The sequence below is a fragment of the Fructobacillus sp. ChS1-6f1-1-27 genome, from assembly GCF_059579415.1.
Genome location: NZ_JCAOER010000003.1, coordinates 96,029 through 122,417, shown reverse-complemented (window position 1 = coordinate 122,417; position 26,389 = coordinate 96,029). Strand labels below are relative to the sequence as shown.

The following is a 26,389-nucleotide window of genomic DNA, read 5'->3' as shown; positions in this document are numbered from 1 at the left end:
TATCTTTATGACAAATCCAATTATTTCCCTTCAAAATATCGACGTGACTTTCAAGCAAAAGAAAAAGACCATCGAGGCCGTTAAAGACGTCTCAATTGACGTCAACCGCGGTGACATTTTCGGAATCGTCGGTTATTCTGGGGCCGGTAAGTCAACCTTGGTCCGAGTCTTAAACCTCTTGCAAATTCCAACGGCCGGCAAGGTCAGTGTTAACGACGAAACCTTCTTTGATAATGGCATCAAAATTAAGCCCCGCCAACTGCGCGAACGGCGCCGCAAGATTGGAATGATCTTCCAGCACTTTAATTTGATGAACGAACGGACCGTTTCTGAAAACGTGTCCTTCGCCTTGCAACACAGTCCATTAAAGACCAAAGAACGTGATGCCAAGGTCAAGGAATTACTGGACCTGGTCGAATTATCTGACCGGGCTGACCAATACCCATCACAACTATCTGGTGGGCAAAAGCAACGGGTGGCCATCGCCCGGGCCTTAGCCAACGACCCTGAAATCTTAATTTCAGATGAAGCCACTTCGGCCTTGGACCCAAAGACCACCAATCAAATTCTTTCACTATTAAAGAAACTAAACGAAGAATACAACTTGACGGTCTTACTGATCACCCACGAAATGGACGCTGTTAAAGAAATCGCTAACAAGGTGGCCGTGATGCAACAGGGCCAGGTCTTAGAGCAAGGGTCAACCTTGGATATCTTTACCAAGCCCCAGGCTGATTTGACCAAGGAGTTTATCGAAACGGCTACCAACCAAGATAAGGCCTTGCAGACTATCGAAGAATCTGATGCCATCAAGGACTTGGGTGATGGCGACATCTTTGCCCGCTTAACATACTCCGGCAATGCCACTAACGAACCACTCATTACCGCCTTGTACCAAAAGTACGCCGTGGTTGCCAACATCTTGTATGGTAGCGTCGAGATCTTACAAGGGACTGAAGTTGGTTCCCTCCTCGTCGTTCTCTCCGGCGAAAAAGAAAGCTTAAACAATGCCCTCAGAGCCCTTGACCAACAAGGCGTTTCCGTTGAAATTTTGAAAGGACAACAAGCATGAGTAATTGGATTTCACAAACCTTCCCAAACGTAATTTACCAAGGCTGGACCGGTGATACCGGCTGGTGGACGGCCATTACCCAGACTATTTTCATGACCTTCTGGGCCGCTGTTTTTGGTGGTATTCTCGGCTTGATCTTTGGCTTTGGCCTGGTTGTTACAGAACCAAAGGGGATTACCCCAAACCGGGTCTTGTTTTGGATCTTTGATAAGGTTGTTTCGGTCTTCCGTGCCGTGCCCTTTATCATCCTGCTGGCCTTCATTGCGCCCTTCACGAAGGCAATTGTTGGTACCCAAATTGGATCAACGGCAGCCTTGGTTCCCTTGTCCCTTGGAGTCTTCCCCTTCTTCGCCCGTCAAGTCCAAGTGGCTTTGAGTGAAGTTGACGCAGGAATCGTTGAAGCCGCCCAAGCGACCGGAGCAACTTTTGGAGAAATCATCATCGATGTTTACCTCCGCGAAGGTCGGTCAGAATTGATCCGCGTCTCAACCGTGACCTTGATTTCTTTGATTGGTTTGACTGCCATGGCCGGTGCCATCGGGGCCGGTGGTCTCGGAAACATGGCCATCGCCTACGGTTACAACCGTTTTGCCAATGATACGACCATCGTCGCCACCCTCTTGGTCTTGGTCTTCGTCTTAATCGTGCAAGTTGTTGGGGACTTCTTGGCTAGGCACTATAACCACAAGTAATTGAACAAATAAAACCGCGAGAGCTAATGCTCCCGCGGTTTTTTTATATTATCTGTATACTTTTTCTTTAACTTCTTTTCAAAAATCCTTTATTTATAGACATAAACCGGTTAATATGATAAAATTATGATAATAATTAGGAAAGCTTCATTTAAGTTACTGGAGAGTTATTATGATTACCCTACTCAAAAACAAAGCCTTTCAAGGCATCACCCTTGCTACGTTTTTCCAAGTAATTGGGATCAGCTTTTTTAACATCGTTCTATTACTATTAGCAAAAAGCACCAGTGCCCCAACCGTCTGGATTGCGGTGGTTTCAATCGCCACCGTTTTACCAGGAATCACCTCGATCATGCTCGGTAAAGTTTCCAGTCAGATTACCAATAAAATCGGAGCGATGGTTGTCTTAACACTGGTGCAAAGCCTGCTTTTCTGCAGTCTTGCTCTTCTCACCAACTTCTTTCCCCACTACTTACCAATGGCGATTACAATCAACCTCATTTCCAATATTATTGGCATTATTATTTCGTTGGTTAAGATTCCTATCATACAGCAAAAAGTACCAGCTGAATCCCGTCAGCAAGCAATGGGAATTTACCAAAGTATCGCTCTGTTAATCGAACCATTCGGTCAATCAATTGGACTAGCTTACATTACCGCAACCCATAACTATACGTTTGGTGCCGCCGTGAATGCGGTCACTTTCCTGCTATCCGCTTTCATGATTTCTGTCTACCGGAAGAATTTAGCTACCCCCTCGCCAACAGACACACAATCAGACCAAGAGTCAGACCACCAACCACCTATTAAATTAAAAGATGCCTTTGCTACTTTTAGTCAGGTAACCGACCTACCGCTTTTTAATATTCTAGGTTCAATCATCCTGATCAATACACTTGGGGCCAGCATTGATGGAATTTTAAACCTTTATATTCTTCAAAATCCAAGCATTTCGCCACTGCCCTTCGCCACCACTATTTTAGTCATCAACACGGTCTTTATCCTCGGAAACTTATCAGGGGCCCTAATCGTGAATGACATCTTCAAAAACATCAGTTTTAAAACCCTGATTACCCTAATGGCTGTCGCGTTAATTGCTCTTTACTTGACCATTAATCTAACGCTGAATATCATTTTTACTCTAATTTTGTGTGGTTTAATGACCTACTTGTCCGGTAAGGCTAACCCGAAAATTTACACCCTCTTAATGGCCAAGTCTACCCCAGACCAACTCAGTGTCATTCTTGGCATTTTAAACTCCGTTTTGACGGTTGCTGCCCCACTCGGCAGCATTATCTTAGTTGGTGGCTACCCTATTTTTGGCAAAACGGCCGTGATTGGGCTATCACTGACACTCGCCGTTATCGTTCTGACCTTAGTTAACCTAATTCATTTCAAAACCAAAAAACAGTCTGAATAATAAAACAGGACTTCCATCTCGGTAGTCCTGTTTTTATCTATTCTATTAGCGCGTCAGCTTAAATTCAAACCGTTCGCCAACGTAGTAAGAGCGGACGTACTCAAACGGCTGGTCCTGCTGGTCAAATGATACTTGGCGGACTGACAAGATTGGGTCGCCCCGCTTGATTTGCAAGAAGGCGGCCTGCCGTTCTGTTGCCAGACTAGCCGTCACGGTCTGTTCGGCCCGGCCCGGTTGGATACCGGCTTCAATCAAAGTGGCATATAGTGATTCGGTTAGGCTTGACCGGGTAAAGTTGTTGACCAATTTCACTGGCAAGGTGGTCTGTTCCAGCAAGATCGGTTCGTCATCACCCATCCGTAACCGTTCCATCACCAAAACCTCGTCGTCGGGGCCGAGCTTCAAGTGCTCCAATTCAGAGGCTGATGGTGAAGTGACTTTGTAAGAAACCGTCACCGTTTGGGCCTCCTTACCAGACTTTTTCATTAGTTCGGTAAAGGAAGTCACGCCCAAGGCCCGTTCGGAAACCTTCTTTTCGGCCACGTATGTCCCAGAACCGACCCGGCGTTCCAAGATACCCTCGTCAACCAAGGTTTGAATGGCCTGGCGGAGGGTCATCCGCGAAACATCAAAAGATTCGGCCAGATCACGTTCGGCGGGCAGGCGCTTGTTTTTGCCCCATTCCCCGGCGGCAATCCGCTGACGAATTTCATTATGAATCTCAATATAACGTGGTATAGCCATCTTGCTGAACACTCCTAATTTGATAATTCCTGTTATTTACTAGGGTTATCCCCAGCTACCTTATTTTTAATTATAATTGGTCTAGTCAGATATTTCAAATCAAAGCAACACCCGGTCAATTTTCTAAAAAACGCTTGCAAATCAAGGCAAAAACAGGTAACATATATCAAGTAATTGCCCCTTAGCCAAGCGGTAAGGCGGTGGCTTCTGGTGCCATTATGCGCTGGTTCGAATCCAGCAGGGGCAATTTAGAAAAGCGGTCTCATTCCTATGAGACCGCTTTTTATGTTATTATATTATTAGTTAAATCCTTTGGCCTTGGCCAGTTTGAACCCGTTGGAGAGAACCCGTGAACATCCGTCCACTTGCAAGACAAGACCTACCCCATATTTACCAGCAAAAAAACTCCCGGTCCGTGATGGCTTTGTGGTTTGAGGAACCCTATAATTCCTTAGACGAACTAACCATTTTGTACGACCGCCACGTCTTAGACCAGACGGAACGCCGGTTTGTGATTGAAGATGGTGATGAATTTGCTGGCGTGGTGGAATTAATTGATATTAACACCATCCACCGGCATGCCGAAATTCAAATTATCGTCGACAGCAAGTTCCAAGGACACGGTTTGGCCCAGGAAGGAATGGCAGCTGGAATTGAGTATGCCTTTTCCGTTTTGAATCTGCATAAGATTTACCTCTATGTCGACGTGGAAAACCCAGCAGCCATCCACATTTATAAAAAATTAGGTTTCCAAGAAGAGGGCCGGTTAAACCAGCACTTCTTTGCAGAAGGCAAGTACCATGATTCCTTGGTCATGGGCCTCTTCCAACGCGACTTTTTGTCCCAAAACGATTAACAAGAGTAACACAAATATGAAAACTGACGCACGCTATACCAAAGCTGACCAAGCAATTCGGACAACTTTTTTAAAGTTACTGGAACACAAAGACTTCCATAAAATTTCGGTTCAAGAGATTATTTCCGAAGCGGAAATCAACCGGTCAACTTTTTATGCCCATTTTTTGGATAAAGACGACCTAATGGAAACGATTCAATTGGATTTATTGGATAAAACTTTGGGAGCCCTACCAACAGCAAGACTTAGTACTATCCAACCTGATTCTGCCTTCAATGACCGGGTTGGTTTTTTAATCAAGAACCTCTATGACAACCATGACTTAGTTTCATTGCTCTTATCAAAGCACGCTGAGCATTCCTTTGAAAACCGGTTAATTAACCAGGCCAAACAGACATTTTTCAGTACAACGGAGCATATGTCACTATCAATTCCTCCCCGCTATGCCGTTAACGTCTTGACTGGGACAGTAATCACAATGATTATTACTTGGATTCGGACCGATTATCAAGAAAGTCCGGCTGAATTCACGCAAATCATCTTAAACGTTGTTCCACCTTTGCTTGACAAGGTAATCCAACAGCAGAATTCGATTAACTACTGAGACATATGACTTTTAAGACCAAATCCATTTGTCGGATTTGGTCTTTTATTTGGCAAAAATGCCTTTAAATTAAAAATAATGGACAACGCTGGTTTGGGAATTGCCGCCGTAATGCTCATCTTGCTTGGTAACCCACTTTCAGGTTTGTCTTCAGCTCCTGAAATGTTGCCTAAGGGTTGGGGCTTCTTCGGACAACTTTTTCCACCTGGTGCAACTGGTTCACTCTTACGTAACACCGTCTTCTTCGATGGCCACGCAACTGCTATGCCTTTGACAGTCTTGTTCAGCTACATCATCGTTGGTTTGATCTTGTTTGCTATTGGTAAGAAGTCTTCAGTTAAGCTAGTTGAAGAATAATTTAAAGACTTTATCAAATGAAGCCCCCGTTTTGAAAACGGGGGCTTTTTTATTCGAAATATAATTGGTACTATTTGATATGTAAGTGTATAATTACCATTGTATTTGTATTTATTGATACGTGTAATCACTGAATCACGTTAAAAGCTGGGAAAGAGGTATATCATGAAGGAAACGAAGATTAACAAGCACATGTTTGTTTGGTTAGGCGCATTCTTATTTGGTGGATTCGGTGTTGACCGCTTTATGCGTGGACAAATCGGCGTAGGTATTTGCAAGTTCATCTTTAGTTGGTGGACTCTTGGTATCTGGACATTGGTTGACTGGATTATTGCCTTGAGCAAGGCATATAGTACTTACAGTGATACTGAAGAAATCACATTCATCAACGGTCTTTACAGCAAGTAATGACCAATAAAAAAGATCTCGATATATCGAGATCTTTTTTATTTTAGACTTTAGTTCGGACAGAATTAAACCGGTAATGTAATAAGAATAAAATACACCATAAAATTCCGATCATTCCAAAACTAACGTTAAAAAACCAAACCGTATACTTCCACCGCGTTTTAACTAAATAGGTTGGTAACATATAAACAATGACGGAACCGAAATATAGTAAAACAACAACCAAAATCAAAATGAGATTATCACTAAGATTAATAACCTGATCAAATTTCATCAGATGTTCGAAAATTCTTGGTGAAAAATACATATATGGCAATAACCCTACTAAACCAGCAATCCACAGTATGCTAACCGGAATTATTCCCGAAACAAAAATCATCGCTCCTAATTGAGGGGTATTTTTTTGATTATAGTTAGCCCTTTCAATCAGAAAATCAATTTTTGTCCGTTTAGTTTCTGTTGCAATTGTTCCCTTCCGGTTAGTCTTATAAGCATTAAGGCCGTGTGCCCAAAACACTTTTTCTAGTATTGTTGCCCAGAAACCAGAATTAGATTTAAACGTTCGCAACTTAATTTGTCGTTGGTCTCCCAAACGTTTCGTCAATAAGGGAAAATAATGAAAGGGATCATGGGGTGAAAAATAATTAGTGATTTTTAACTTTACTTGCTTTTTTCGGATGGCTTTACGTTTTTTACGACCTAAAGCCCACCAAGGTTCCAATGCACTAACAGTCATTGCCTCAATATCAAAATCAACAGATAATATTTGCGCCAGTTCTCCACCTAATGAATGTCCAATTACAACAACATCTTGACATTCATTATGTTGTCCTGTTATTTTTAAATAAAATTTTTTCAAATCACGGTATTGTACTAATGGAACTAGTCCCAAAGTTGCCAAGCAACCGTTATATATCCAATCTTGAAAAACTGTTCTTATCGGATGGTGACTACGAGAATTAGGAATGAACCCCTCATCAGCTCCCAACATTTTAAAAACACGCCGGCCAATTCCAACATCAGCACCACGAACCACAAATATTAGTTGTTTTTTGTACACACACGCAATAGCTTCTAATCCACCAAAAATAGAATTAGAAGTATCTGTATGGCCCACTACATCAACATAGCTTACTTCACCATCTCTTTTAATTCGAATCTTTTTTTTGTATAAAAAATCATCCAGATAGATTTTCTTTAATAACGAACTCGCTACCTCTAAGTTAATCACAATCTCTCACTAAACCTAACCAATATTTCTAATAATATAAAAATATTTCTTTTATTAAAACACTCTCTCTGTTCATTATATCTTTTCTTGACTTTGTAGTACAATATTACCCGTATTATCGGAGGTATTTATTTTGACTAAAACGACTTTTCCATCCCACGAGCGGCTGCTCTTCGCCAGCCTATTAACTTTAACAGCAGGATCACTTGATGCCTATTCTTACCTGGTCCACCGCGAAGTCTTTGCCGGCTTGCAGACCGGAAACTTAATCTTACTCGGAATCAACCTAGGCAAGTTTCACCTGACCGCCGCTGGCCGCTACGGCATTTCCCTCCTGGCCTTTGGGATTGGAACACTCTTAATCAAAATTCTCCAACACTACTTTTTAAAGAAAGACCATAACTTGGTCCTAGAGCGGCAAATTGTCCTGTGGTATATCACCGCTTTACTGGTCCTCTCAGCCTTTTTACAAAATCATGTACCAAACCTGCTCAGTACCTCAATCTTGTCGCTAGCGGCCGCTGGTGCCTTACAGGAGTTCCGTAAGCTTAAGGGTGCCCCCTTTATGCCACTGATGATGACCGGAAACTTCCGGACCTTCTATGAGGCCCTGTACGAAGCTATCTTCTTGCACAACAAGAAAATGGCTACTAAGGCAAAGGACATCATCACCGTCATCTTCACTTTTTTCCTTGGGGCCTTTCTTATCAGCCTTACCGTCCCACACCTGGGTGCTTACGCCATTCTCATCCCCGCAGCTATCACCCTCTTAATGAGTTACATCGCTACCATCGATTAAGCTGTTAACAAACCAATAATTTGATACGAAAAAGGCCGCCCCAATCGGGGCGGCCTTTGATTTGCAATGGAAACCTTAATCAGCTACCAACTGTGACCGACGTTCGTCAATCAACTGTGTCAATTCATCAAGGTCAGCATTCGTCGCATGGTTTCGAATAAAGCCACGACTAGTTGAGCGGTAACTCAAATAGCGGGAATGTTCTTTATTCTTTTCTTTCCAGCGCTTATTTTTTTCAATTTGCGTTAATGCCATGCCTTCTCTCAACTTCCAATAATTCAATTTCTTACTATCTAAATAGTATTTTTAACGTTCTTATATTACCGTGTAACTTACCTTTTTTCAATTGATTCCAGCCATTTATAATATTAATTCAAAAAGTGTCATACCCTCGTAAAAAACGCAAGCCTTTTATCGTTTGTTAAGACCCATTATTAAAAAAACAACTACCAAAAATTTATTGGTAGCTGTTTCAATTTAGTAAGTCTTATTTTTTCTTTTTCAAGTTCAAAGTTCCTAGTCCTAAGAAACTAGCAAATAAGCCAATCAAACCAAGAGCCGCTCCTTTGCGAACTTCTTCTTTACCTGTTTTAGGTAGAGTAGCTTGGTCATTTGAGTCATTTAGCGTCCCATTTGTCGCTGACAGATTATCAACTACGTCCGCTTGGCCACCACCTGGTATTCCAAAGCCATCGGTCCAACCACCATTTGAAATCGTATAAACGACTGTAATATCAGCATTCCGGCTTGGGTCATCTGGGTTTAGAACCACCTTCATTGGATTTGGCATATTTGGGGTGTACCCAGCGATTTCTGGTAAGCCAACCGATTGCGTTGCTTGGTCACTCTGCCATGGATCCCATTCCATTACCCCAGCGCTATCCATCGCACCGGTTCGGTTGAATTGAGCGGAGATGGTTTGGTCTGGGTAAAGCGTGTTTCCTCCTTGATCAACAAAATGGATCTTACGACTAACAGTTTGACTTTGAGTAGTGCTTTGATTGGTAATATACCGCAATGTAATATCACTATTCTTGGTCTCATCATTTGGATCAAAGCTAACTTTCATTGGATTATCAACATCTGTGCGATGCTTTGCAATTACCGGCAACGACACCATTTCATCCGCCTGGTTGCTTTCCCAAGCACTCCACTGAATTTCACCGGTACTATCTTCAACACCGGTTCTTTCAAACTTGGCGTTAACGACCTGGTCATCGTGAAGCTTTTGACCATTCACATCAACGAAATGAATCGTTCGAGTGACAGTTTTGGTCTGCTTTACTGGTTGGTTTCCCACGTAATTCACCGTAATATCCGTGTTCTTACTATCGTCATTCAAATCCAAGGTCACTGGCAAAGGGTTAGTTTCCTTCGTCTGATAGCCAGGAATAGTTGGCAGTGTGATTGACTGACTTGTCTGGTCACTTTGCCATGGCTTATAGTGCATCTTGCCATAGCTGTCGGCAACACTTAACCTAGTTGCCGTCGCTTCAACAGGCAAATCATCATGGACCTTTTCACCATTTGGTCCAACAAAGTGAATAACCCGACGAACGGTCTTACTCTCATGGTTAACCGGAATGGCAGTATAGGCAATCGTTAAAGGCGTATTCTTGCTATCATCATTGGGGTCGACCGTGAAAGTAAAGGAATCAACATGGTCCGTCTTATAGCCAATAATTGCTGGAAGTTTATAGGTCTGTGTCCCCTCACTAGTTTTCCATTCTCCCCAGTGAATCTTATGGTCGCTATCCATGATACCGGTTCTTGTACAATCAGCTTGAATAAAGCCATCATATCGGATTTGCTTACCGTCTTGGTCAACAAAGTGAATAAAGCGAGCAGCAGTTTTGACATCGTTAATTGGCGGAATAGCCATATAATCAATAACATCATCCCCGTTGTTATACCCATCTGGGTCTAGGTCAATAATTGCTAACGGATTATGAACAGTTTGATAACCCATAATAATTGGTAAAGTAATAATTTGTTCCGCCTTATCGCTCTTCCAGTTGCCCCACTTGGTATTACCATTAATGTCCACTAATCCAGTCCTTGTAAAGACGGCAGAAACAACTAGGTCATCATGAATTTTTTTGCCTTCTTCGTCAACAAACCGAATTTTCCGACTAATCGTTTCAGATTGAGTAACCTGCTTTTTGGCCTGGTAGACAACATTGATATCAGCGTTTTGACTATCATCATCCGGGTTCAAGACAACCGTGAGCGGATTATCACCAGTCGGATCGTATCCATCCACAGTTGGCAGCTTCAACTTTTGACTAGCATTATCACTTTGCCACTTTTGCCACTCCATCACACCTGCACTATTAGCAACTCCTGTCCGCGTAAAGTCCCCAGTAAAGGTTTGGTCATCGAGCAGCTTTTTGCCATCTTGGTCAACAAAGTGAACCGTCCGCTTAACCGTCTTAGTCTGGGTTTCCGGTTGGTTAGCCGTATAATAAACGTTAACAAATCGACCATTTTTATCTTTATCATTTGGATAAAAAGTAACAGTCATCGGGCTCTGAGTTGTCGTCTTATAGCCAGAAATCACTGGCAAAGTATAAGAAAGGTCCGGGTCACCTTCCCAATCACCCCACTTGATACTACCATCAGCACTTTCTATCCCGGTCTGAGTAAATGGCTTATTAATGGTGTCATCCTTGTAAATCACCTTACCATTTTCATCCACGAAGTGGACAGTTCGATAAAATTGCAACTCCCGAGTAACCACTTTTTGTGCATCATAAGTCACCGTGATATCGGTATTTTGGGCTGGGTCTGATGAAAGTGTCACTGGCAAAGTCTGACTGCCACCTTCAACTTGGTACCCAGCAATTACTGGCAAAGCCAAGTCCTGGTTGGGGTTCTTGCCGGCCCAGTCACTCCAAGTTAAGTTTCCAGAACTATCCTGGGCAGTCCCTGTCCGAGAAAAATCCGTGGATAAGGTCACATCGGGACTAACTTTCTTCCCACTTTGGTCAACAAAGTGAATTGTTCGATTGACTGTCTCACTTTGTGGCACTTCAGTCTGCCAAGTCCAAGTACCTGGATGAGCTGTCCCATCAGTTAATTGGTCCGCTGTCAAAACTTGGCTAGGGTTATCTTTATTAACCCAATTAGAACTAGCAGCATAGCCCGTAAAGACCCCATTACTATCGTACATCTTCGTACCGGCAACGTGGTCTGGGTTGTCCCATTTGAAGGTTTCCGAACCCAGTAGGGTATTAGGGCCTAATTTAATGACATTCAAACCCCAGCCAGTACCAAACTTATTGGTAAAGGAATCCGCTAACATATTTGTCATCGGGGTCGTACTGTTCCGAGTATCAAAAGTGGACAAGTCAAGGCTGGTCAGAACCATGTCACCTCTAAACATGGAATCAAAGTTAGTGACGGTATCCGTCTTAAATTTACTTGTATCAACATAGTTTAAACGATTATTGTTCATAAAAGCTTCATGAACATCCTTCAGGGTCGTATTCCGAGTTAAATCAATCCCCGTGATTGACTCCAAGTTTGAACAGAAGTTCAATAACCCTGTCAAGTTAGTCGCCGAGTCAAAGTTAAAGGTTGAAAAGTCCATTGACTTTAAGGCATTTTGCGAAAACATGTAACTAAAGTCCTGGACACCAGTCGTATCCAGGTAGCTTAAGTTCGTGATGTCTTCCAATGCAAACATGTTAATAAACAATTTATAGGCATTTGAAACATGAACCGGACCCGTAAATTTGATGTGCTTGATGTCAGTTATATCGTCCACTAAAGTCATTGGCATCTCATCACGGGAAATCATATCTCCAGGGCCAATTATTAAAGTCATTGTGGACTTATCAAGTCCAACAGATGCGGTTCCCCAAGTACCACGGTCATCCACCGTCCCACTCGTGGAATCGCTACCACTATCGGAGGTGCTTGCTGAGGTCGAGGTACTTGTTGAAGTACTATCAACGTCAGAGGCCTGGGCTTCAATGTCTTGGTCGCTAGTATTCGCCTTCTTCGTTTGGTCAGCTGTTCCAGTGGAGGCGGCTGAGGAAGTATCTTGGGTCTGCTTTGAGTTCCCATTCGCTGAGGAACTGTCACTTCCCGACTGACTCGTTAGCACACCAGCACTAACGCTAGCAGAAACACTAGCTGATTCGGCTTCCGATGACGTATTAGCGGTTGCTGTAGTCGAAGCACTAATCGAGTCAGCACTAACGGCCGTACTGGTTGTCGCACTAACCGTTGTTTGAGCAACTGCGGTCGCTTGATTTTGGACCTGGTCCGCCGATACCGTTACTCTCTCCAAAGTAACTGGCATCGCCGCCAATACCAAGCCCGAAGCAACCGTGACTAAGGCCTTCTTGCTTTTAATTAACTTATAGCGTTTTTGCTCCTCTCCCGTCAGCCAACTGGCCTTCTTGCGTTTTTCACTAACTTTACGCAAAGTTCTCATAATTCGTTCTCCTGTTCTCTCTAATTCAGAGTTTGCTAACTCTAAAACGAATTTACCATGAAAAATTTGTAAAATATAGCGATATTTTTAATTATATATAAATTGATAGCGACTGTTTAATATCTTCAAAAATGATAGATAAACACCTAATAAATCGTCTTGTTTTAAGATAAAATAAGACTTTATCAAATAAAAAATCTCACTTCTTTGATAAGCCAAACAAAGTAAGATAGATAGTTTTGAATAGATTGTGAAAATAAATACTTCCTTTCTTTTTAATTGGAAATCCAATCGGCAGAAAGCTAGATTTGATACAATAGACCAAGATTATTTAAACCGTTAAAGGGAGCAATTCACTATGAAAGTACTCATCGATAACCAAGCTGGTGGCCAAGTCTTGGTCTAAGGAGCCACTGGTGGTGTCGGCCTCTTTAGCCGGCAAAAGGTTGGTGGCGCCTCTGTCGCCTTCCTCCGTGGTAATTGGGTTAAGAAGCTTGAAAGCCTAGCTAACCAAAAGGCCCTTGCTCCTTATTTGGACAAGACCTATGACTGGTCTGAGGCTGATCAGGCTTTAAAGGAAACAGTTCTAAACCATCCGAAGGGTAAGGTTGCCTTGCGGATTAAACGATAATTTAGCAAAGTAAAAACGGGTCACTCTAAAATCAGAGTAGCCCGTTTTTTCTAGCCAGTAAACCGCTCTATGCTAATAATTCTGCCGCCAAATGGTGTTCTACCAGTTTAGTTGGTTGTGAATTTGGAACAATCAGATAACCGTAACTAGTCAAATTTTCTAAGCACTTCTTGACCTCAAACCGACTAATACCCTCTTTATGCAACAAAGCAACCAGGTTAACGTCCTTAACAGCCGTCTGCTGGTTGGCATTCAAGACATCAGACTGGGCAACCAGGTTTAATATCTTGAATTCTACGCTGGTTACATCTGGATAAATTTCCTTGAGTTTTTTCCGGACAGCGGCTAATGCAGCCATTTTTTGCCGTAATTTAACAACCAAGTTCTCTTGCTTTTCAACCAAAATTGCTAGCATCCCACTGACAAAGTTAGTTCCTTCCGCAAAGTTTCGAACATCCTCCGCTACTCGAAAAAGCTTGTAGTATTCTTGCTGTCTATCCTGGATTGCGCCAGCGACACTAATCCCAGTTAACGGGTCAAACTGATTTGCTAAGTAAGAACTCAGTAAAAAACGGCCGAGCCGGCCATTACCATCGTAAAATGGATGGATATTTTCAAAGACCAAATGGCCTAGTAAAACCTTAAGTGCTGAATTCAGGTCATTCCGGTTAAGGAAATCAAGCCAAGCTAATAATTGCTTATTAATCGCCTGTTCACCGCTTTTAGGAATGAAAACTGTCTTATTATCAGTTCCGATTCGAACAAAGCCGTCACGGAACCGGTCTCCATTAGGCATTGTTTGTGCTGGTATCTCACCAGTTAATAAGTCATCGTAGGCGGTCCGAATATCGTCTAGGGTCTTTAATCTGGGCTGAACACGGTTCAAGACGGCTAAATAGGTTTTCACAGTTGATACCAACCGTAACCCTGCCTGCTGGTTGCCCTGCAAAATACTTTCAACGGTTGTTCCAATTTCGTCTAAGGTTGATTGGACCCCTTCGATATCGTTGGTACTTTTAATTTCAACCATCATCGTATTGTAAAGCCATAACCGTTGAGCAAGGTCTGGTAAGCTGGCCATCATCGCCGTTAACTGTTTGCTTAACCGGTTTAACTCATTTAGCAAGCCTTCAATTTCAGGGATGCCCACCACAAATGCCGGATAAGACTTTCCACTTGCCTGACCGCGGTTCATTAACGTTAACTGACAAGCTGATTTAATTGTTTTAGGCTGACCCAATCGGTCTTGATACAGGTCCAAAACCTGGTCAGCGGTTAAATGGTGCTCATATTTGATTGTTGAAAGTAAATGATGTGACATGCCTTCTCTCCTACACTCAAATCATTTTTTTGGTAAGGATATTATAAATCATTTTGAAAATTCGATTTCTTAAATTTTCAACCTAAATAAAAAAAGACCCTTCCGGGTCCTTTTCTAAAATATTAATCAAACCAATAAGTTGAAACGTAAGTTCCACTATCGTCATCACAAGTTTGGATGCCAATAGCGTGTTGGCTGGCCAAGCTCTTAACTGTTTGGTAAGAGCTTTGACGGTACATATGATGAACAATGTCAGTCACATGGTAGGTCTTGCCGTTCAAAACCAATTCGCTACCAATGTTCAATTGCTTAACAGCAATTCCAGCGTTTGAAGCAGCTTCGGCTAAGTAGTAGTTGTTAATCGCTGACCACTGGAAGATGTAGTTGGTCCACTGCGGTGTACTACCACCGGTAGTGTTGCTGAAGTAGCCAACGTCAAAGTGCTGGCCTAAGAAGTTAAAGCCATCCGTCCGAGTTGCCGTTGAGCTAGCGGCAGTTGAAGTTGTCGCTGTCGTTGATGCTGAGCTTGATGCACTAGTAGCAGTCGTTGACTGTGACTGGCTGCTTGCAGAGCTGGCGGTTGTGCTTGAGCTGCTTTCACTAGCAGTACTTGATGTAGCACTTGATGCAGCACTCGAGTTAGAGCTTTCCTTAGCAGCAGTTTTTTCTTCTTTAGTAGAAACAACACTGGCAGCTTTGGCTACGATTGATTTGTTTTCTTGATCACCTTGGATTTGATTAAACGCAAAATTGCCGGTAACTGATAAAGTGACCGCGGCAGTTGCTGCAACCAATAATCCTTTTCGACTAATTTTCATGTATCTGATCCCCGTCTTTTATCTCTCTCAAATAAAAAATTACTCTATATAGGTTACCAACCCTGTCGTTACCAAGGTATAACAAGACGTTTCAGAAATATTATTCGGACTTTACACTAGAATTTCTTACACAAAAGTGACCAAGTATTACCGTCTCAACCCCTGTTATTAAACAGTTTTCAAACAGGTGTTTGATAAAGTTGCACAGACGTAACAATACTATCGAATGTGTTACTTTGCTGTTTTTTCAGAATTAAATCGGCTAACTTAGAAATTAATTTGGAATGATTTTGAAATAGCGGCCATAGGCAAGGTTTTTTCCAAACAAAACTAAGCGGCCAGTCGCCGATTAAATATCGACAACCAACCGCTTAGCGAACTAGTAAATATTTACTTTAGTTTTTGGGTATACGTCAAAAGATACTCCATTAATCTGACATACATCTAAAACACAGGTGACTTATACTTCAACCCAATCTACGGAAGAGACCCCATTAATCTGACATACATCTAAAACAATGGCCAATTCGACTTCATCAGCCAAACTGGAAGAGACCCCATTAATCTGACATACATCTAAAACATCAGACCACCAATCGTGTTTTGAAGCACGGGAAGAGACCCCATTAATCTGACATACATCTAAAACTAACTTCCCACCGCCAATATTGTCATCTGGGGAAGAGACCCCATTAATCTGACATACATCTAAAACAAAATCCGAAAGTGTACCAGACAAGCTGTCGGAAGAGACCCCATTAATCTGACATACATCTAAAACTACGTTGGCCGGTGTAATTTGGATAGCCGAGGAAGAGACCCCATTAATCTGACATACATCTAAAACAATTTTTGCGTTGTTCTTGATGTGCAAATCGGAAGAGACCCCATTAATCTGACATACATCTAAAACCCCAAACCGTTTGATGCCAAACGTGATGACGGAAGAGACCCCATTAATCTGACATACATCTAAAACATTCGTCCATGTTTTCAATTTGGACCTTAGGGAAGAGACCCCATTAATCTGACATACATCTAAAACATTAACAATTCCAGAAACATCATTTCCTTGGGAAGAGACCCCATTAATCTGACATACATCTAAAACAATGGCCAATTCGACTTCATCAGCCAAACTGGAAGAGACCCCATTAATCTGACATACATCTAAAACATTTGAAAGGAAATCAAAATGGACTTTACAGGAAGAGACCCCATTAATCTGACATACATCTAAAACAACTTGCGTTAAATAACTTGAACGGGTCTGGGAAGAGACCCCATTAATCTGACATACATCTAAAACGAGTTTATCGGAAAGCAAAAGTGGTACACTGGAAGAGACCCCATTAATCTGACATACATCTAAAACTCAGTTAGTTTTTTTGGAACTGATATTGTAGGAAGAGACCCCATTAATCTGACATACATCTAAAACGAGATGACCATGACAACACAAGTCAAACTTGGAAGAGACCCCATTAATCTGACATACATCTAAAACACTATTCTTGATTGCACCAATTACGGGACTGGAAGAGACCCCATTAATCTGACATACATCTAAAACCAAAAGGATTTCAGGAATATTACAAAACGAGGAAGAGACCCCATTAATCTGACATACATCTAAAACAAAGAGAAATTGATAAGATGCCTGCAAGTGGGAAGAGACCCCATTAATCTGACATACATCTAAAACCATCTAGTTCTTCTGTTTCTTTTTTCATGTGGAAGAGACCCCATTAATCTGACATACATCTAAAACCCTTGGGGGTCATGTGCGCGTGAAAGGAGTGGAAGAGACCCCATTAATCTGACATACATCTAAAACAAGTCGTTGGCACGCTTTTTGTATGGAAAAGGAAGAGACCCCATTAATCTGACATACATCTAAAACGTTTTCTTTTGGATAGACTATATTGCCAGAGGAAGAGACCCCATTAATCTGACATACATCTAAAACATAACCGATTAATTAGTTCAAACATTAACTGGAAGAGACCCCATTAATCTGACATACATCTAAAACAGGAGAATTTGTCCTAAACTGTCCATTTACGGAAGAGACCCCATTAATCTGACATACATCTAAAACAATGTTTTCGGATAACTCTTGTTTGATTGTGGAAGAGACCCCATTAATCTGACATACATCTAAAACAATTGGTACTGCTTTAACGCCATATACAGGGGAAGAGACCCCATTAATCTGACATACATCTAAAACCTTAACGCTTTCGAGCTGTTCACTTAGACCGGAAGAGACCCCATTAATCTGACATACATCTAAAACTGACGAGTCTTCTTCGACTGGTTCGGGTTGGGAAGAGACCCCATTAATCTGACATACATCTAAAACTTGTGGGAGATAGGAAAACGTTGATATGACGGAAGAGACCCCATTAATCTGACATACATCTAAAACTGTCGGCTGTTTGTAAATCCAACCGTATCAAGGAAGAGACCCCATTAATCTGACATACATCTAAAACATTACCGTGACCCATATGGCAATGACTTGTGGAAGAGACCCCATTAATCTGACATACATCTAAAACATTGCATAATTAATGAATAGCGTGAGGCTTGGAAGAGACCCCATTAATCTGACATACATCTAAAACAGATTATTGGAAAGGTTGTAGAAGACTCTGGGAAGAGACCCCATTAATCTGACATACATCTAAAACATGGTTTAAAATCTTAAAGTGTTCAATGTTGGAAGAGACCCCATTAATCTGACATACATCTAAAACCTACCGCATACGACTTATAAGACATTCAGTGCTATAAAAGTACAAAATCTTGGTCAATAAAGGTAGATTTAAAGGTTTCGTCAAAGATGGAATTCTCCCGACTTAGGTTTAGAGATATAAGATTAATGCCTTCAGCTAAAAGACATTGATGGAGTTCGTTTAATTCTGACATATTGCAATATAAAGATAGGTTAGTGAGCAATAAATATTTGCTCTCATCCAGCATCCCCATCACATGTATTACACTTTCTATTTTACCAAAAATAGTCGCTGAATTGGTCTTTTCAAGGCTAATATTTTGTGATTTAATCAGTCGTTCTATATCCCAATCACTATTAATATCAAAAGGTAAATTGTTGTCTATAATCTCATTTTCAAAGACAGAACGAACTTGCATATTCAGTTGAAATAACTGTTCCTGCGCTTCTTCTGAAATTGATTTTTGTAAAGTAGTAGCAATAAATTTACTATAAGCTGTTTGAATATTGCCACCACTAACTGGGTCTCCTAGAAAAATAGAAGTTTTTCCCAGCAACTTTGGATGGTTATTTTCGCTATAAATAATTCGATCATTGGTTAATGAACCAATTGATTCTACTAAACGGCTGTATAAAAGTGAGTCAGCTACTGTCAATAAATTCAACCCTTCTTCAATTTTAACCACACCAATACTTTCAATTGTCAGTTGTCCAATACTCATATCACAATCACCTTATCATCCCGGTTTTTAATATCTTGTTTTGCCTCTCCAGCCAAAAAGTTCATACTAGCATACTGCTTTTCAGTAACTTGCAAAGTTTGTACTAATCCGTCTGCTGGCACAAAAGCTTCGATTCGTTTTTCTAACAACTTAGCAGCCTTTTGATTTGTGACCACTCTGACATAAATACTTTCTTGCATCATCAAAAACCCTTCACTCAGCAATGCTTTACGAAACTGCCGATATGCCTTCTGTTCTTTAGCCGTATCTACTGGTAAATCAAACATCACAATTAGTCGCATAATCCGATACCTCATTATTGAAACTCCATAGCCGGAACGTTATCAATTTCTTCACTTAAAAATTTCAAGCATTCCAAAACATGAGTGGTAATCGCTTGAGCAAATTCTAGGTGTTTACCGTTGTACATAATTGTCTCGTTCAAAACATTAACTAGGTTCAATTTTAAATCCAATGACAAGGAGAGATTTTGTTGGTGCAAAACAACCCTGTCAAAAAAAGGACGAAAGGGTTCCATTAAGTCGGAAGCTAAATTAAAGACATTACTGGCACTATCATGGTGAATACCAAGTTGCGTCAAATAACCATTTGCAACCACTTCACGACTAACCGCTGCTAACAGTAACGAATAACCATAATTCAAATGGGCGTTTGTCCATTGGTCTTCATCAGACCGGACAAAGTCTTTACCATACATCTTTGGAAAATATAACCGTGCCGCATACCCCTCAATATTGGTTGGATCACCTTCTTCAACTTGTTCTACTAAGTCAATCAACTTAGAAAATCCTAGTTGTTTGTCAGCTGTTAAAGAGCGATACTGATTCAAAATTTTGGTTTTGATAACTTTTTGCCACAACAAATCTTTACGTTCTTTTGACCAAATAATTTGTTTTTTCAAATTCGTATTTTGATTTATATTTTCATGGTAACCGCTATACTCGCCAACGGGCATCCCCTTCTCATCACAAGTAATAATTTTGACGTGTTTCTTATTCAATTCATTAATCGCATAAGAAGTAATTACTGACCGCGTATTACCTAATATTAATACCCGAATATCATCAATTGGTATTTGAAACGCTCCCTTCTTTGTCTGCACGTTAATATCATTCATTTTAAAATTAACTTTTGCATGTTCATTAATTAAAACTGTTCGCCAAGCCATATTTTTCTCCCTTTTCTTGGTTTGATATGCTATAATAACTTTTGTGGTTAGCTACCACGTCAGAAAATTGTTTAGCTAACAATTTTCTTGGAAGAACCCATTAATCTGACATACAGGGTTAAAATAACGCAAGGACTTTTGTCCAAGCTTCATGATCTGAAAAGATGGCCTTATGGCCTTTTTTATTTGAATTTTTATACAAAAAGCACCGCTTAATTTTATCTAAGCGGTGCTTTTCTAGTTTTAAAGTAAGTCTGAAATTTTAATTCGTTTTTCAAAGATACCGGTAGTAGATTGGTAAATGATTTCTGTATTATCAGACAGCCTAATACCACCAACCGATTGTAGTGCATGCCAATCTGACAACTTTTTATCAATCATTTTCATTGGTTTTTTATAAGCCGAATCCAACTGCAATGCTTCTAAAACTGTCTTTAGGATATCTAATTTATTATCAACAGCAGCAAACCGTTCTCGAGCAATTTCTAATTTTTCAATATCTGATTGATAAAACGGAAAACGCTTCTTCACCGTATCCGCAGTCAAAATATCAAATGAGTGCATCAGTTCAGCTTCGGTCGAATCCTTACTCAAACCACTAACAAAATCTGCGTCCTTTGTTGAAAGCCACAGTTGCTTAGCGTTATGTCGATATTCATTGGATGACAAGTAAATCAACTTACCATTTTCTTCAACCAACTGTCCCAACGGCATTCGTTCAATCAAAACCTTTTCAAACTTCTTAACTTCAGGCAAAGACTTGATATAGTCAACTAGTTGTAATTGACCATTCTTAATTTGGCTAGCAGCCGCACGACTAATTTTAACAACTTGGTTCTTATCGTTAGCACGAACTAATGACATGTAGGCCGACCACGGATAATCATACCCACCATACAACGATACATCAGCACGTTGCTTGCCCATTGCAATCAGCTTAGACTTTGCACCAGGTGTATAAACAGTTTCCTTATTGAGTGCTCCTCGATCCTTACCAGTCTTCTTCGTAGTCAAAATATTCTTATAATTCATGACCTTACGAAGGTAATCAGTATCAGTAGTTGACCAGTTTTCGTTACCTTTAGCCATTGTCCCAACCACGAATCCAAACGGCTTTAGGCGACGGGTATCAGCACTTGCTGCATTTTTACGAAGGTTTTTCAGATAGTCATTAGTATAACGGTCAAACTCATCATAAACATTAGCACCATCCCGTTCTGGATAACGGGCTTGCATATACTGACCTGCAGCAGTAATCAACAAGGCATCAAAAGCGTGGTGGAAAGAATTAATTTCACGGTGCTTTTTAATTTTAACCAAATTGCGCATATCTGCAGTAATTTCTGAACGAATTGCCACAGCCTTTGTTTGATCAAATTCACTTTCAATCAAAGCTGCCACGTTTTTAATAATCTGACGGGTTTCAACCAGCTGACGAGCAATAAATCCAGTCTTTTGCCCTTCAGAATAATCACCATTTTTCGTCAACCGGTCATACTTCTTTTGTGAGATGAAGCCAGCATTACGCAAGCGCTTCCATAATGAACCAGCACTTTGCTGAACCTCAGTCGTATAGGTTGCCGAATCCGACTTACGGGCGTTTTCAGGACGCGAAACTAAGACACGATTATCCAGTGAATCATCCTTGGTATAGGCCTGAGGAATAATATGGTCAATATCATAATGCGTGCTAATTTGATCGATATTAATTGGTTGTCCAGTATACATGTCCTTTCCTTGTTGCTGGAAGTACAAGTACAAACGGTCATCGCTGAATTCTTGCTGGTTACGGTCTTGCAGATCTTTCTTTAATACCTTTAAGTCATCAGTCAAAGACTTTGATTGGTACATTGCCTTTAAGGTATTGTACCGACTCATTGTTTGAACCGAATTTTGAGTTTCCTTAGCAAATTCAAGGTAAACTCGGTCTGGTTCAGCACCCATCGCCTTTTTGATATCTGCCAAAACATTAAATGCTTGCTTAATTCCACGTTTATTAGCTGGTGATGTTGTCAAATCATTGATGCGGTCTTGAATATCTTGGTCACTGTCTTCAACAATGTTTTGTTCTTTAATCCAAGCTTGAACCCCATACTCATCATTACTGATAATTGACATAAAGTTCTTGCTTGTCGACTGGAGCTTATCCAAGATTGAAACCTTACGGCCACGTTCTTCAATAATTTTAGTTGTCAGTAACTTTTTAGACAAGTTTCCCCAACCGGTGTAATGGGTCTTAGCTAATCGCTCAACTTGTTCTTCAGTCAAATCCAATTTGGCAAGCTCACGTCGCGCAATTTCAGCATCTTCAAAAACAGTCTGGATTTCAATAATCTTTTCAAGCGTCGATAAGTTTGCTGGGTTTTCCAAGTAATCAACGTCAAAAGTTTTAGCCAAATCATTATAAGATGACAAGGTGCTATTAAACTTAGTCTTATCAGCTAGGCCATTAACAGTCACTTCACCCTTACCTTGTGACAAATAGTAGTCCTTCAAGTTTTTCTCAGTAACAGACTTCTTGGCCTTAAAGTAAGTTTTAATCAGGTTATCTTTAGTAACGGAATCAATTTTGTGACCGTTAATTTTAACGTTATTCAATTCATTAAGAACGGTAAACAATTGATACTGTAATGAATTTTTAGGTAAAGTGTCTTCACCAATCAAGTAAGTATCAGTTCCAGTTAAACGTTTAATAAAGTCTTGAGCAGCCTGGTCACGGTCAAAAACCTGATCAAAGTTCCAGGGTGTCACTTCCGTTGTTTCTTGTCCAAGCTTACGGGTAGCCCAATGATTGGTAGCATCCCCACCAGCATTCTTTACATCCGATTCAGTTACCAATGGGCCAACATAATAAGGTACGCGGAACTTCATCAATTGCGCAAGCTTATTTTGTTCTTGACCTTTTGCATCTTTAAAAGTATCGAGCAAGAATGGGTAGTATTGTCCTTGCTTTTGAATAATTTGCTCTAATTCAGCTAAATGTAATTGGTAAGGAATGACCGAATTAGCTTTCGTTCGTTGCTTAGGTAAGAAATCTAAGCTTTCGATTCTTAATGTTTTTTCTTGTTTCTCACCATCAGGCAAATCTGACTTTTCAATCAAGGTTTTCACATCTTTATCATTACCAGCTAAAAAGTCTTGGTACATTGCTGAAATTTCTTTATGTGAGAATCCCTGTTCCTTAGCGATTTTTTTCAAAAGAGCTAAGTCTTGCCGGTGTTGTTCATAATGACTGACCATTGCTCCTGAAACAGATGTTTGATCACCCAACAAGTTCATCAAGGTAAAGCCATCAAAGGCTGCACGAATTGCTTCTAAGAGGGCAGATTCATCATCATCCAAATCAGCCATCACAACTTCAATTTCTTCATCGAAGTTTTCACTATCAAGTTTCAAAGACCATAACTTTTGAGCATCTTTATCTAACTTTCGGTTAAAGACCTTCGTGAAATCAATCTTGTTACCGACAATTCCCTTTAGGATAGCTTGAATAGCATCTTTGTCTTCTTTAGTGTCAAATGAGAACCCTTGTAGAAGTTCTTCTGATTTTGCTTTTTTACTCAACCCAAATCCTTGTTGACCAACCAAAACATTCGTCAACAATTCAGGGTCTTCAAGTGACCAAGACAGTCCCTTCACTTCAGCATAATTTCGAACTGCATCTTGAAGGCGACTTGGATTATAACTTTCCAGTGCCCCTGTCGACATTTTTGCCTGAGTATTCAAAAAATGGCCACGGTATTTAACAATATGGTGCATAGCCAAATAAACTAGCCGCAAATCAAACTGCTTTTCCTCCGTCATTAAGGTCTGACGCAGATGATAAATCGTTGGATAATTTTTATGAAAGGCCTGGGTTTCTTCTCTTGTTGGGAAAAGATAGCCCCCATAATAGTGATCTTTATTAGCTTCATCCTTTGGATGAACATACGAATACTTTTGACGAGCCAAAAAAGTTGAATCAATTTCATTCAATTCGATAGCAAATAATTTTTCTAAAGACCGTAGCCGCCACTTACGCCGTGATAGGCGACGCCGAGTAGTTCGGTTACCTCGCCGGTCAGCCGCCGTGTCAGCCATATTAAACAGGCGAACCCCAATTAAGTTTTTTCCTTTGGCCCGAGCTAAACGACCCTTTTCAGTCAAAACAGCCCAACCAACTGATCCAGTTCCAATATCTAGTCCAACACTATAACCCATACTTCTCTCCTATTTTTGATTTAAAAAATTTAACTGATTTGCTAAATCTCTATTCTATTTTACAGGATTTTGTTCAAATGTACATATTTTAACAAAGTTTTTTAGACAAACAAAAAGACCGCTTCCGCAGTCTCTTTTTCAAATATTTACTTTGCATCACTTTGTTCTGCTTCATCCGAAATGTCGCGGCGGTCTGTGTTGGTAAAAGTCTGACCCGAATGTGGGACATTCTTCTTACCAGTGCGGACAAAGTAAACAATTACGGCTGCAATCACCAGGGACAAGACCCAGTGGTGCAAGAAGAAGGCGATAACTAGCAAGACACCTACCATCATGATTAGGTATGAAAACAGGTTAATTGTGAAGCGAAAGAGGGAGAAAAATCCCCAAATAATTAAAATCAATCCAAATAGTAAAAACATTGTACTCCTCATTAACTTTCAAAAGGTTACTGCTATTTTACTAGGTTTTGCTAAATTTACCAGTCTTTTCTTTTGCCAAATGAAAATACCAAATGATTGGCCTAAACAGCCCTTCATTTGGCATTAGTAGTAAATTAAAGTGAAGCGGTAATGGCCTTGATGATCAATCCCATCAAGATAAAGTAAAGGATAATCACAGCGATAAAAATCACAAACTGGAAAATTCCTGCTCGGTTCCAAGTTGCTTGAACAGCCTTGAAGGTTTCAACGTCTTGGTAATCCCCTTTTTTCCAGGCCCATTCGTTTCCTTTAACGCCACAAACAAACATCCAAACCAGGTTGAAAAATGGAATCCAGCATAGCAATGGCAAGTAAGTCTTGTTACCAATTCCCCATGAGCTACTCATCATAAAGGCCGCCCAGTTCCAACCCTTTACTTCTTGTGGTACTTCTTCTTGCATCTTTCTCTCCTTACAGCTTTTAACGTGGTTCAGAACCTGCACGTTTTAATACTGTTCTTACTATAAATGTTTAATTACTTTGACAAATTATTACCGGCTCGACAACCGCTTCCCCTGCGCCTGAGCATCCGCTTCCGTCATCGTCACCACATTGGCCTTGTTAGTCCGAGAGGGCATATTATCCATGCTGTACCAGTAAACATCGGACTTACCACCACCGGTGACGTAGACGGTCCGGGTTGACCCAGTGTTGGTAGTTGTTGTTTGACTAGTCGTGGCTTTGGTCGTCTTCTTTTTCTTAGTAGAAGATTGGGTTGCGGTGCTGGTCTTAGAAACGGTATTCGTAGCCCGACCAGTAGCATAGTCAATCGTTGCATTTGGCGAAACATTGTCCAAGGTAACATGGGTAACACCATTTTGGTCCGTCGATTCCTTATCAGAACCAAGGTTAATGGTTAACAGCTTGCCACTAGCATCGATTCCAACATATGAAAGTTGAACCTGACGCGGAACTAATTCACTTCCCTGGTAAACTGGCTTAACCAAATAATCTAACCAATAATTTGGATGGTTGGCCAACCAGGAATCTAACCGGTTTTCATAGTAGAGCATCGAACCATTATTACCGTCGTTCATCCCCTTATAATTTCCAGCATTCATCCAGGCCGTTTCAGGGACCAAGTTCTTGGGCTCATCGTTCAAGCCACTAAACTGGTAACCCACCAAGTGACCCCGGTTCATTAGCCAGGCTTGGCTCGACCCATTTCCATAATAGAACTTAAAATTATGCCAACCAACCGGGTTATAGGTCAACCGAGCTGACCGCTTTTGCTTTGGTTCATCCTTGTCTTGCAACTGGATATGCGAATAAGTAGCGCGACCGAGACTATCACGGTCGCCCATCACCATTTGCCTCTTACCAGTGAAAGTTAAAATCCCACTTGGTTCAGTCGTTTTCTTCACCGAATGCGACTTTTTACTCTTGGCAAATGCAGTCCCCTGACCTTCAACGTTGGTCACTGCCGTTCCAACTACCAGTAAGGCCAGCAAGGCAACCGCTAACCACCGGCTAATCCGGGTGCCCTTGCTAATAGCCAAAATCAACGTAGCCACTGCAGCAACGGCCACTACCAATAAAATCAAAATCACGGTCTTCTCTCCAACACTTTTATACTTTTCTCTTCTCTTTGTATCGTTAAAATACTTTTTCTATTTTACAGTATATTATTTATGATTTGGAGAAAAAGATAGGAAATCA

The 26,389-nt window shown here is 40.9% G+C and carries 21 protein-coding genes, 1 tRNA gene and 1 CRISPR repeat array; of the genes, 9 read left to right on the top strand and 13 right to left on the bottom strand.

Features of this window, described 5'->3' with window-relative positions; translation table 11 throughout:
- Nucleotides 1-7 precede the first annotated feature (7 nt).
- The 3 genes from AC5162_RS02775 (at nt 8) to AC5162_RS02765 (ending at nt 3,184) form a co-directional block, all read left to right on the top strand.
- The gene (locus AC5162_RS02775) at nt 8-1,072 is read left to right on the top strand and encodes a methionine ABC transporter ATP-binding protein (protein ID WP_496533721.1); all 1,065 of its coding nucleotides are present in this window, start codon (nt 8-10) and stop codon (nt 1,070-1,072) included.
- Nucleotides 1,069-1,764 (top strand): methionine ABC transporter permease, encoded by a 696-nt coding sequence (locus AC5162_RS02770; protein ID WP_496533720.1) that lies wholly within the window; start codon nt 1,069-1,071, stop codon nt 1,762-1,764. The genes AC5162_RS02775 and AC5162_RS02770 overlap by 4 nt, the downstream gene beginning before the upstream one ends.
- A 172-nt stretch (nt 1,765-1,936) precedes the next feature.
- Nucleotides 1,937-3,184: an MFS transporter gene (locus AC5162_RS02765; protein ID WP_496533719.1), complete on the top strand. Its 1,248-nt coding sequence runs from the start codon at nt 1,937-1,939 to the stop codon at nt 3,182-3,184.
- A gap of 45 nt (nt 3,185-3,229) precedes the next feature.
- Here AC5162_RS02765 and AC5162_RS02760 read toward each other — a convergent pair whose 3' ends face one another.
- Nucleotides 3,230-3,928 (bottom strand): GntR family transcriptional regulator, encoded by a 699-nt coding sequence (locus AC5162_RS02760; RefSeq protein ID WP_496533718.1) that lies wholly within the window; start codon nt 3,926-3,928, stop codon nt 3,230-3,232.
- Nucleotides 3,929-4,103: 175 nt separating this feature from the next.
- On the opposite strand from AC5162_RS02760, the gene AC5162_RS02755 reads away from it, so the two are divergent.
- The 5 genes from AC5162_RS02755 (at nt 4,104) to AC5162_RS02735 (ending at nt 6,153) form a co-directional block, all read left to right on the top strand.
- Nucleotides 4,104-4,175, top strand: a tRNA-Gln gene (locus tag AC5162_RS02755).
- A 102-nt stretch (nt 4,176-4,277) separates the two neighbouring features.
- Nucleotides 4,278-4,784 (top strand): GNAT family N-acetyltransferase, encoded by a 507-nt coding sequence (locus tag AC5162_RS02750; protein WP_496533717.1) that lies wholly within the window; start codon nt 4,278-4,280, stop codon nt 4,782-4,784.
- Nucleotides 4,785-4,800: 16 nt separating this feature from the next.
- On the top strand, nt 4,801-5,388 hold the full coding sequence (locus AC5162_RS02745; protein ID WP_496533716.1) for a TetR/AcrR family transcriptional regulator: 588 nt from the start codon (nt 4,801-4,803) through the stop codon (nt 5,386-5,388).
- 78 nt (nt 5,389-5,466) lie between these two features.
- Entirely contained in the window at nt 5,467-5,745 is a 279-nt protein-coding gene (locus AC5162_RS02740; protein WP_496533715.1) for a hypothetical protein, read from the top strand.
- A gap of 165 nt (nt 5,746-5,910) precedes the next feature.
- Entirely contained in the window at nt 5,911-6,153 is a 243-nt protein-coding gene (locus tag AC5162_RS02735; protein ID WP_496533714.1) for an NINE protein, read from the top strand.
- Nucleotides 6,154-6,196: 43 nt separating this feature from the next.
- Here AC5162_RS02735 and AC5162_RS02730 read toward each other — a convergent pair whose 3' ends face one another.
- A complete protein-coding gene (locus AC5162_RS02730) occupies nt 6,197-7,384 on the bottom strand; it encodes a hypothetical protein (protein ID WP_496533713.1) in 1,188 nt (395 codons plus the stop codon).
- Between the two features lie 133 nt (nt 7,385-7,517).
- Between AC5162_RS02730 and AC5162_RS02725 the strand changes: the two genes are divergently transcribed.
- Entirely contained in the window at nt 7,518-8,183 is a 666-nt protein-coding gene (locus AC5162_RS02725; RefSeq protein ID WP_496533712.1) for a YoaK family protein, read from the top strand.
- 75 nt (nt 8,184-8,258) lie between these two features.
- Here the strand turns inward: AC5162_RS02725 and AC5162_RS02720 are convergent, their stop codons facing one another.
- From AC5162_RS02720 to AC5162_RS02670, 11 genes are all read right to left on the bottom strand, one after another.
- Nucleotides 8,259-8,438 carry a hypothetical protein gene (locus AC5162_RS02720; protein ID WP_496533711.1) on the bottom strand — a complete coding sequence of 60 codons (180 nt, stop codon included), beginning with the start codon at nt 8,436-8,438 and terminating at the stop codon, nt 8,259-8,261.
- Nucleotides 8,439-8,670: 232 nt separating this feature from the next.
- Nucleotides 8,671-12,627, bottom strand: a complete 3,957-nt coding sequence (locus AC5162_RS02715) for a mucin-binding protein (protein WP_496533710.1) — start codon at nt 12,625-12,627, stop codon at nt 8,671-8,673.
- A gap of 698 nt (nt 12,628-13,325) precedes the next feature.
- Nucleotides 13,326-14,579, bottom strand: coding sequence for a Fic family protein (locus AC5162_RS02710; protein WP_496533709.1), 1,254 nt, complete (start codon nt 14,577-14,579; stop codon nt 13,326-13,328).
- A gap of 122 nt (nt 14,580-14,701) precedes the next feature.
- Nucleotides 14,702-15,397, bottom strand: coding sequence for a hypothetical protein (locus AC5162_RS02705; RefSeq protein WP_496533708.1), 696 nt, complete (start codon nt 15,395-15,397; stop codon nt 14,702-14,704).
- 415 nt (nt 15,398-15,812) lie between these two features.
- A CRISPR array of direct repeats spans nt 15,813-18,159; the repeat unit is 36 nt; unit sequence GGAAGAGACCCCATTAATCTGACATACATCTAAAAC.
- A 31-nt stretch (nt 18,160-18,190) separates the two neighbouring features.
- On the bottom strand, nt 18,191-18,859 hold the full coding sequence (csn2, locus tag AC5162_RS02700; protein ID WP_496533707.1) for a type II-A CRISPR-associated protein Csn2: 669 nt from the start codon (nt 18,857-18,859) through the stop codon (nt 18,191-18,193).
- Complete coding sequence (gene cas2 / locus AC5162_RS02695) at nt 18,856-19,161, bottom strand: CRISPR-associated endonuclease Cas2 (protein ID WP_496533706.1); 306 nt, start codon at nt 19,159-19,161, stop codon at nt 18,856-18,858. The genes csn2 and cas2 overlap by 4 nt, the downstream gene beginning before the upstream one ends.
- A 14-nt stretch (nt 19,162-19,175) precedes the next feature.
- The gene (cas1, locus tag AC5162_RS02690; RefSeq protein WP_496533705.1) at nt 19,176-20,048 is read right to left on the bottom strand and encodes a type II CRISPR-associated endonuclease Cas1; all 873 of its coding nucleotides are present in this window, start codon (nt 20,046-20,048) and stop codon (nt 19,176-19,178) included.
- 243 nt (nt 20,049-20,291) lie between these two features.
- Nucleotides 20,292-24,248, bottom strand: coding sequence for a type II CRISPR RNA-guided endonuclease Cas9 (cas9, locus tag AC5162_RS02685; RefSeq protein ID WP_496533704.1), 3,957 nt, complete (start codon nt 24,246-24,248; stop codon nt 20,292-20,294).
- Nucleotides 24,249-24,394: 146 nt separating this feature from the next.
- The gene (locus tag AC5162_RS02680; protein ID WP_496533703.1) at nt 24,395-24,670 is read right to left on the bottom strand and encodes a hypothetical protein; all 276 of its coding nucleotides are present in this window, start codon (nt 24,668-24,670) and stop codon (nt 24,395-24,397) included.
- A 134-nt stretch (nt 24,671-24,804) separates the two neighbouring features.
- Nucleotides 24,805-25,131 (bottom strand): ribonuclease G, encoded by a 327-nt coding sequence (locus AC5162_RS02675; protein ID WP_496533702.1) that lies wholly within the window; start codon nt 25,129-25,131, stop codon nt 24,805-24,807.
- Nucleotides 25,132-25,221: 90 nt separating this feature from the next.
- Nucleotides 25,222-26,223, bottom strand: coding sequence for a DNA/RNA non-specific endonuclease (locus AC5162_RS02670; RefSeq protein WP_496533782.1), 1,002 nt, complete (start codon nt 26,221-26,223; stop codon nt 25,222-25,224).
- Nucleotides 26,224-26,389 lie beyond the last annotated feature (166 nt).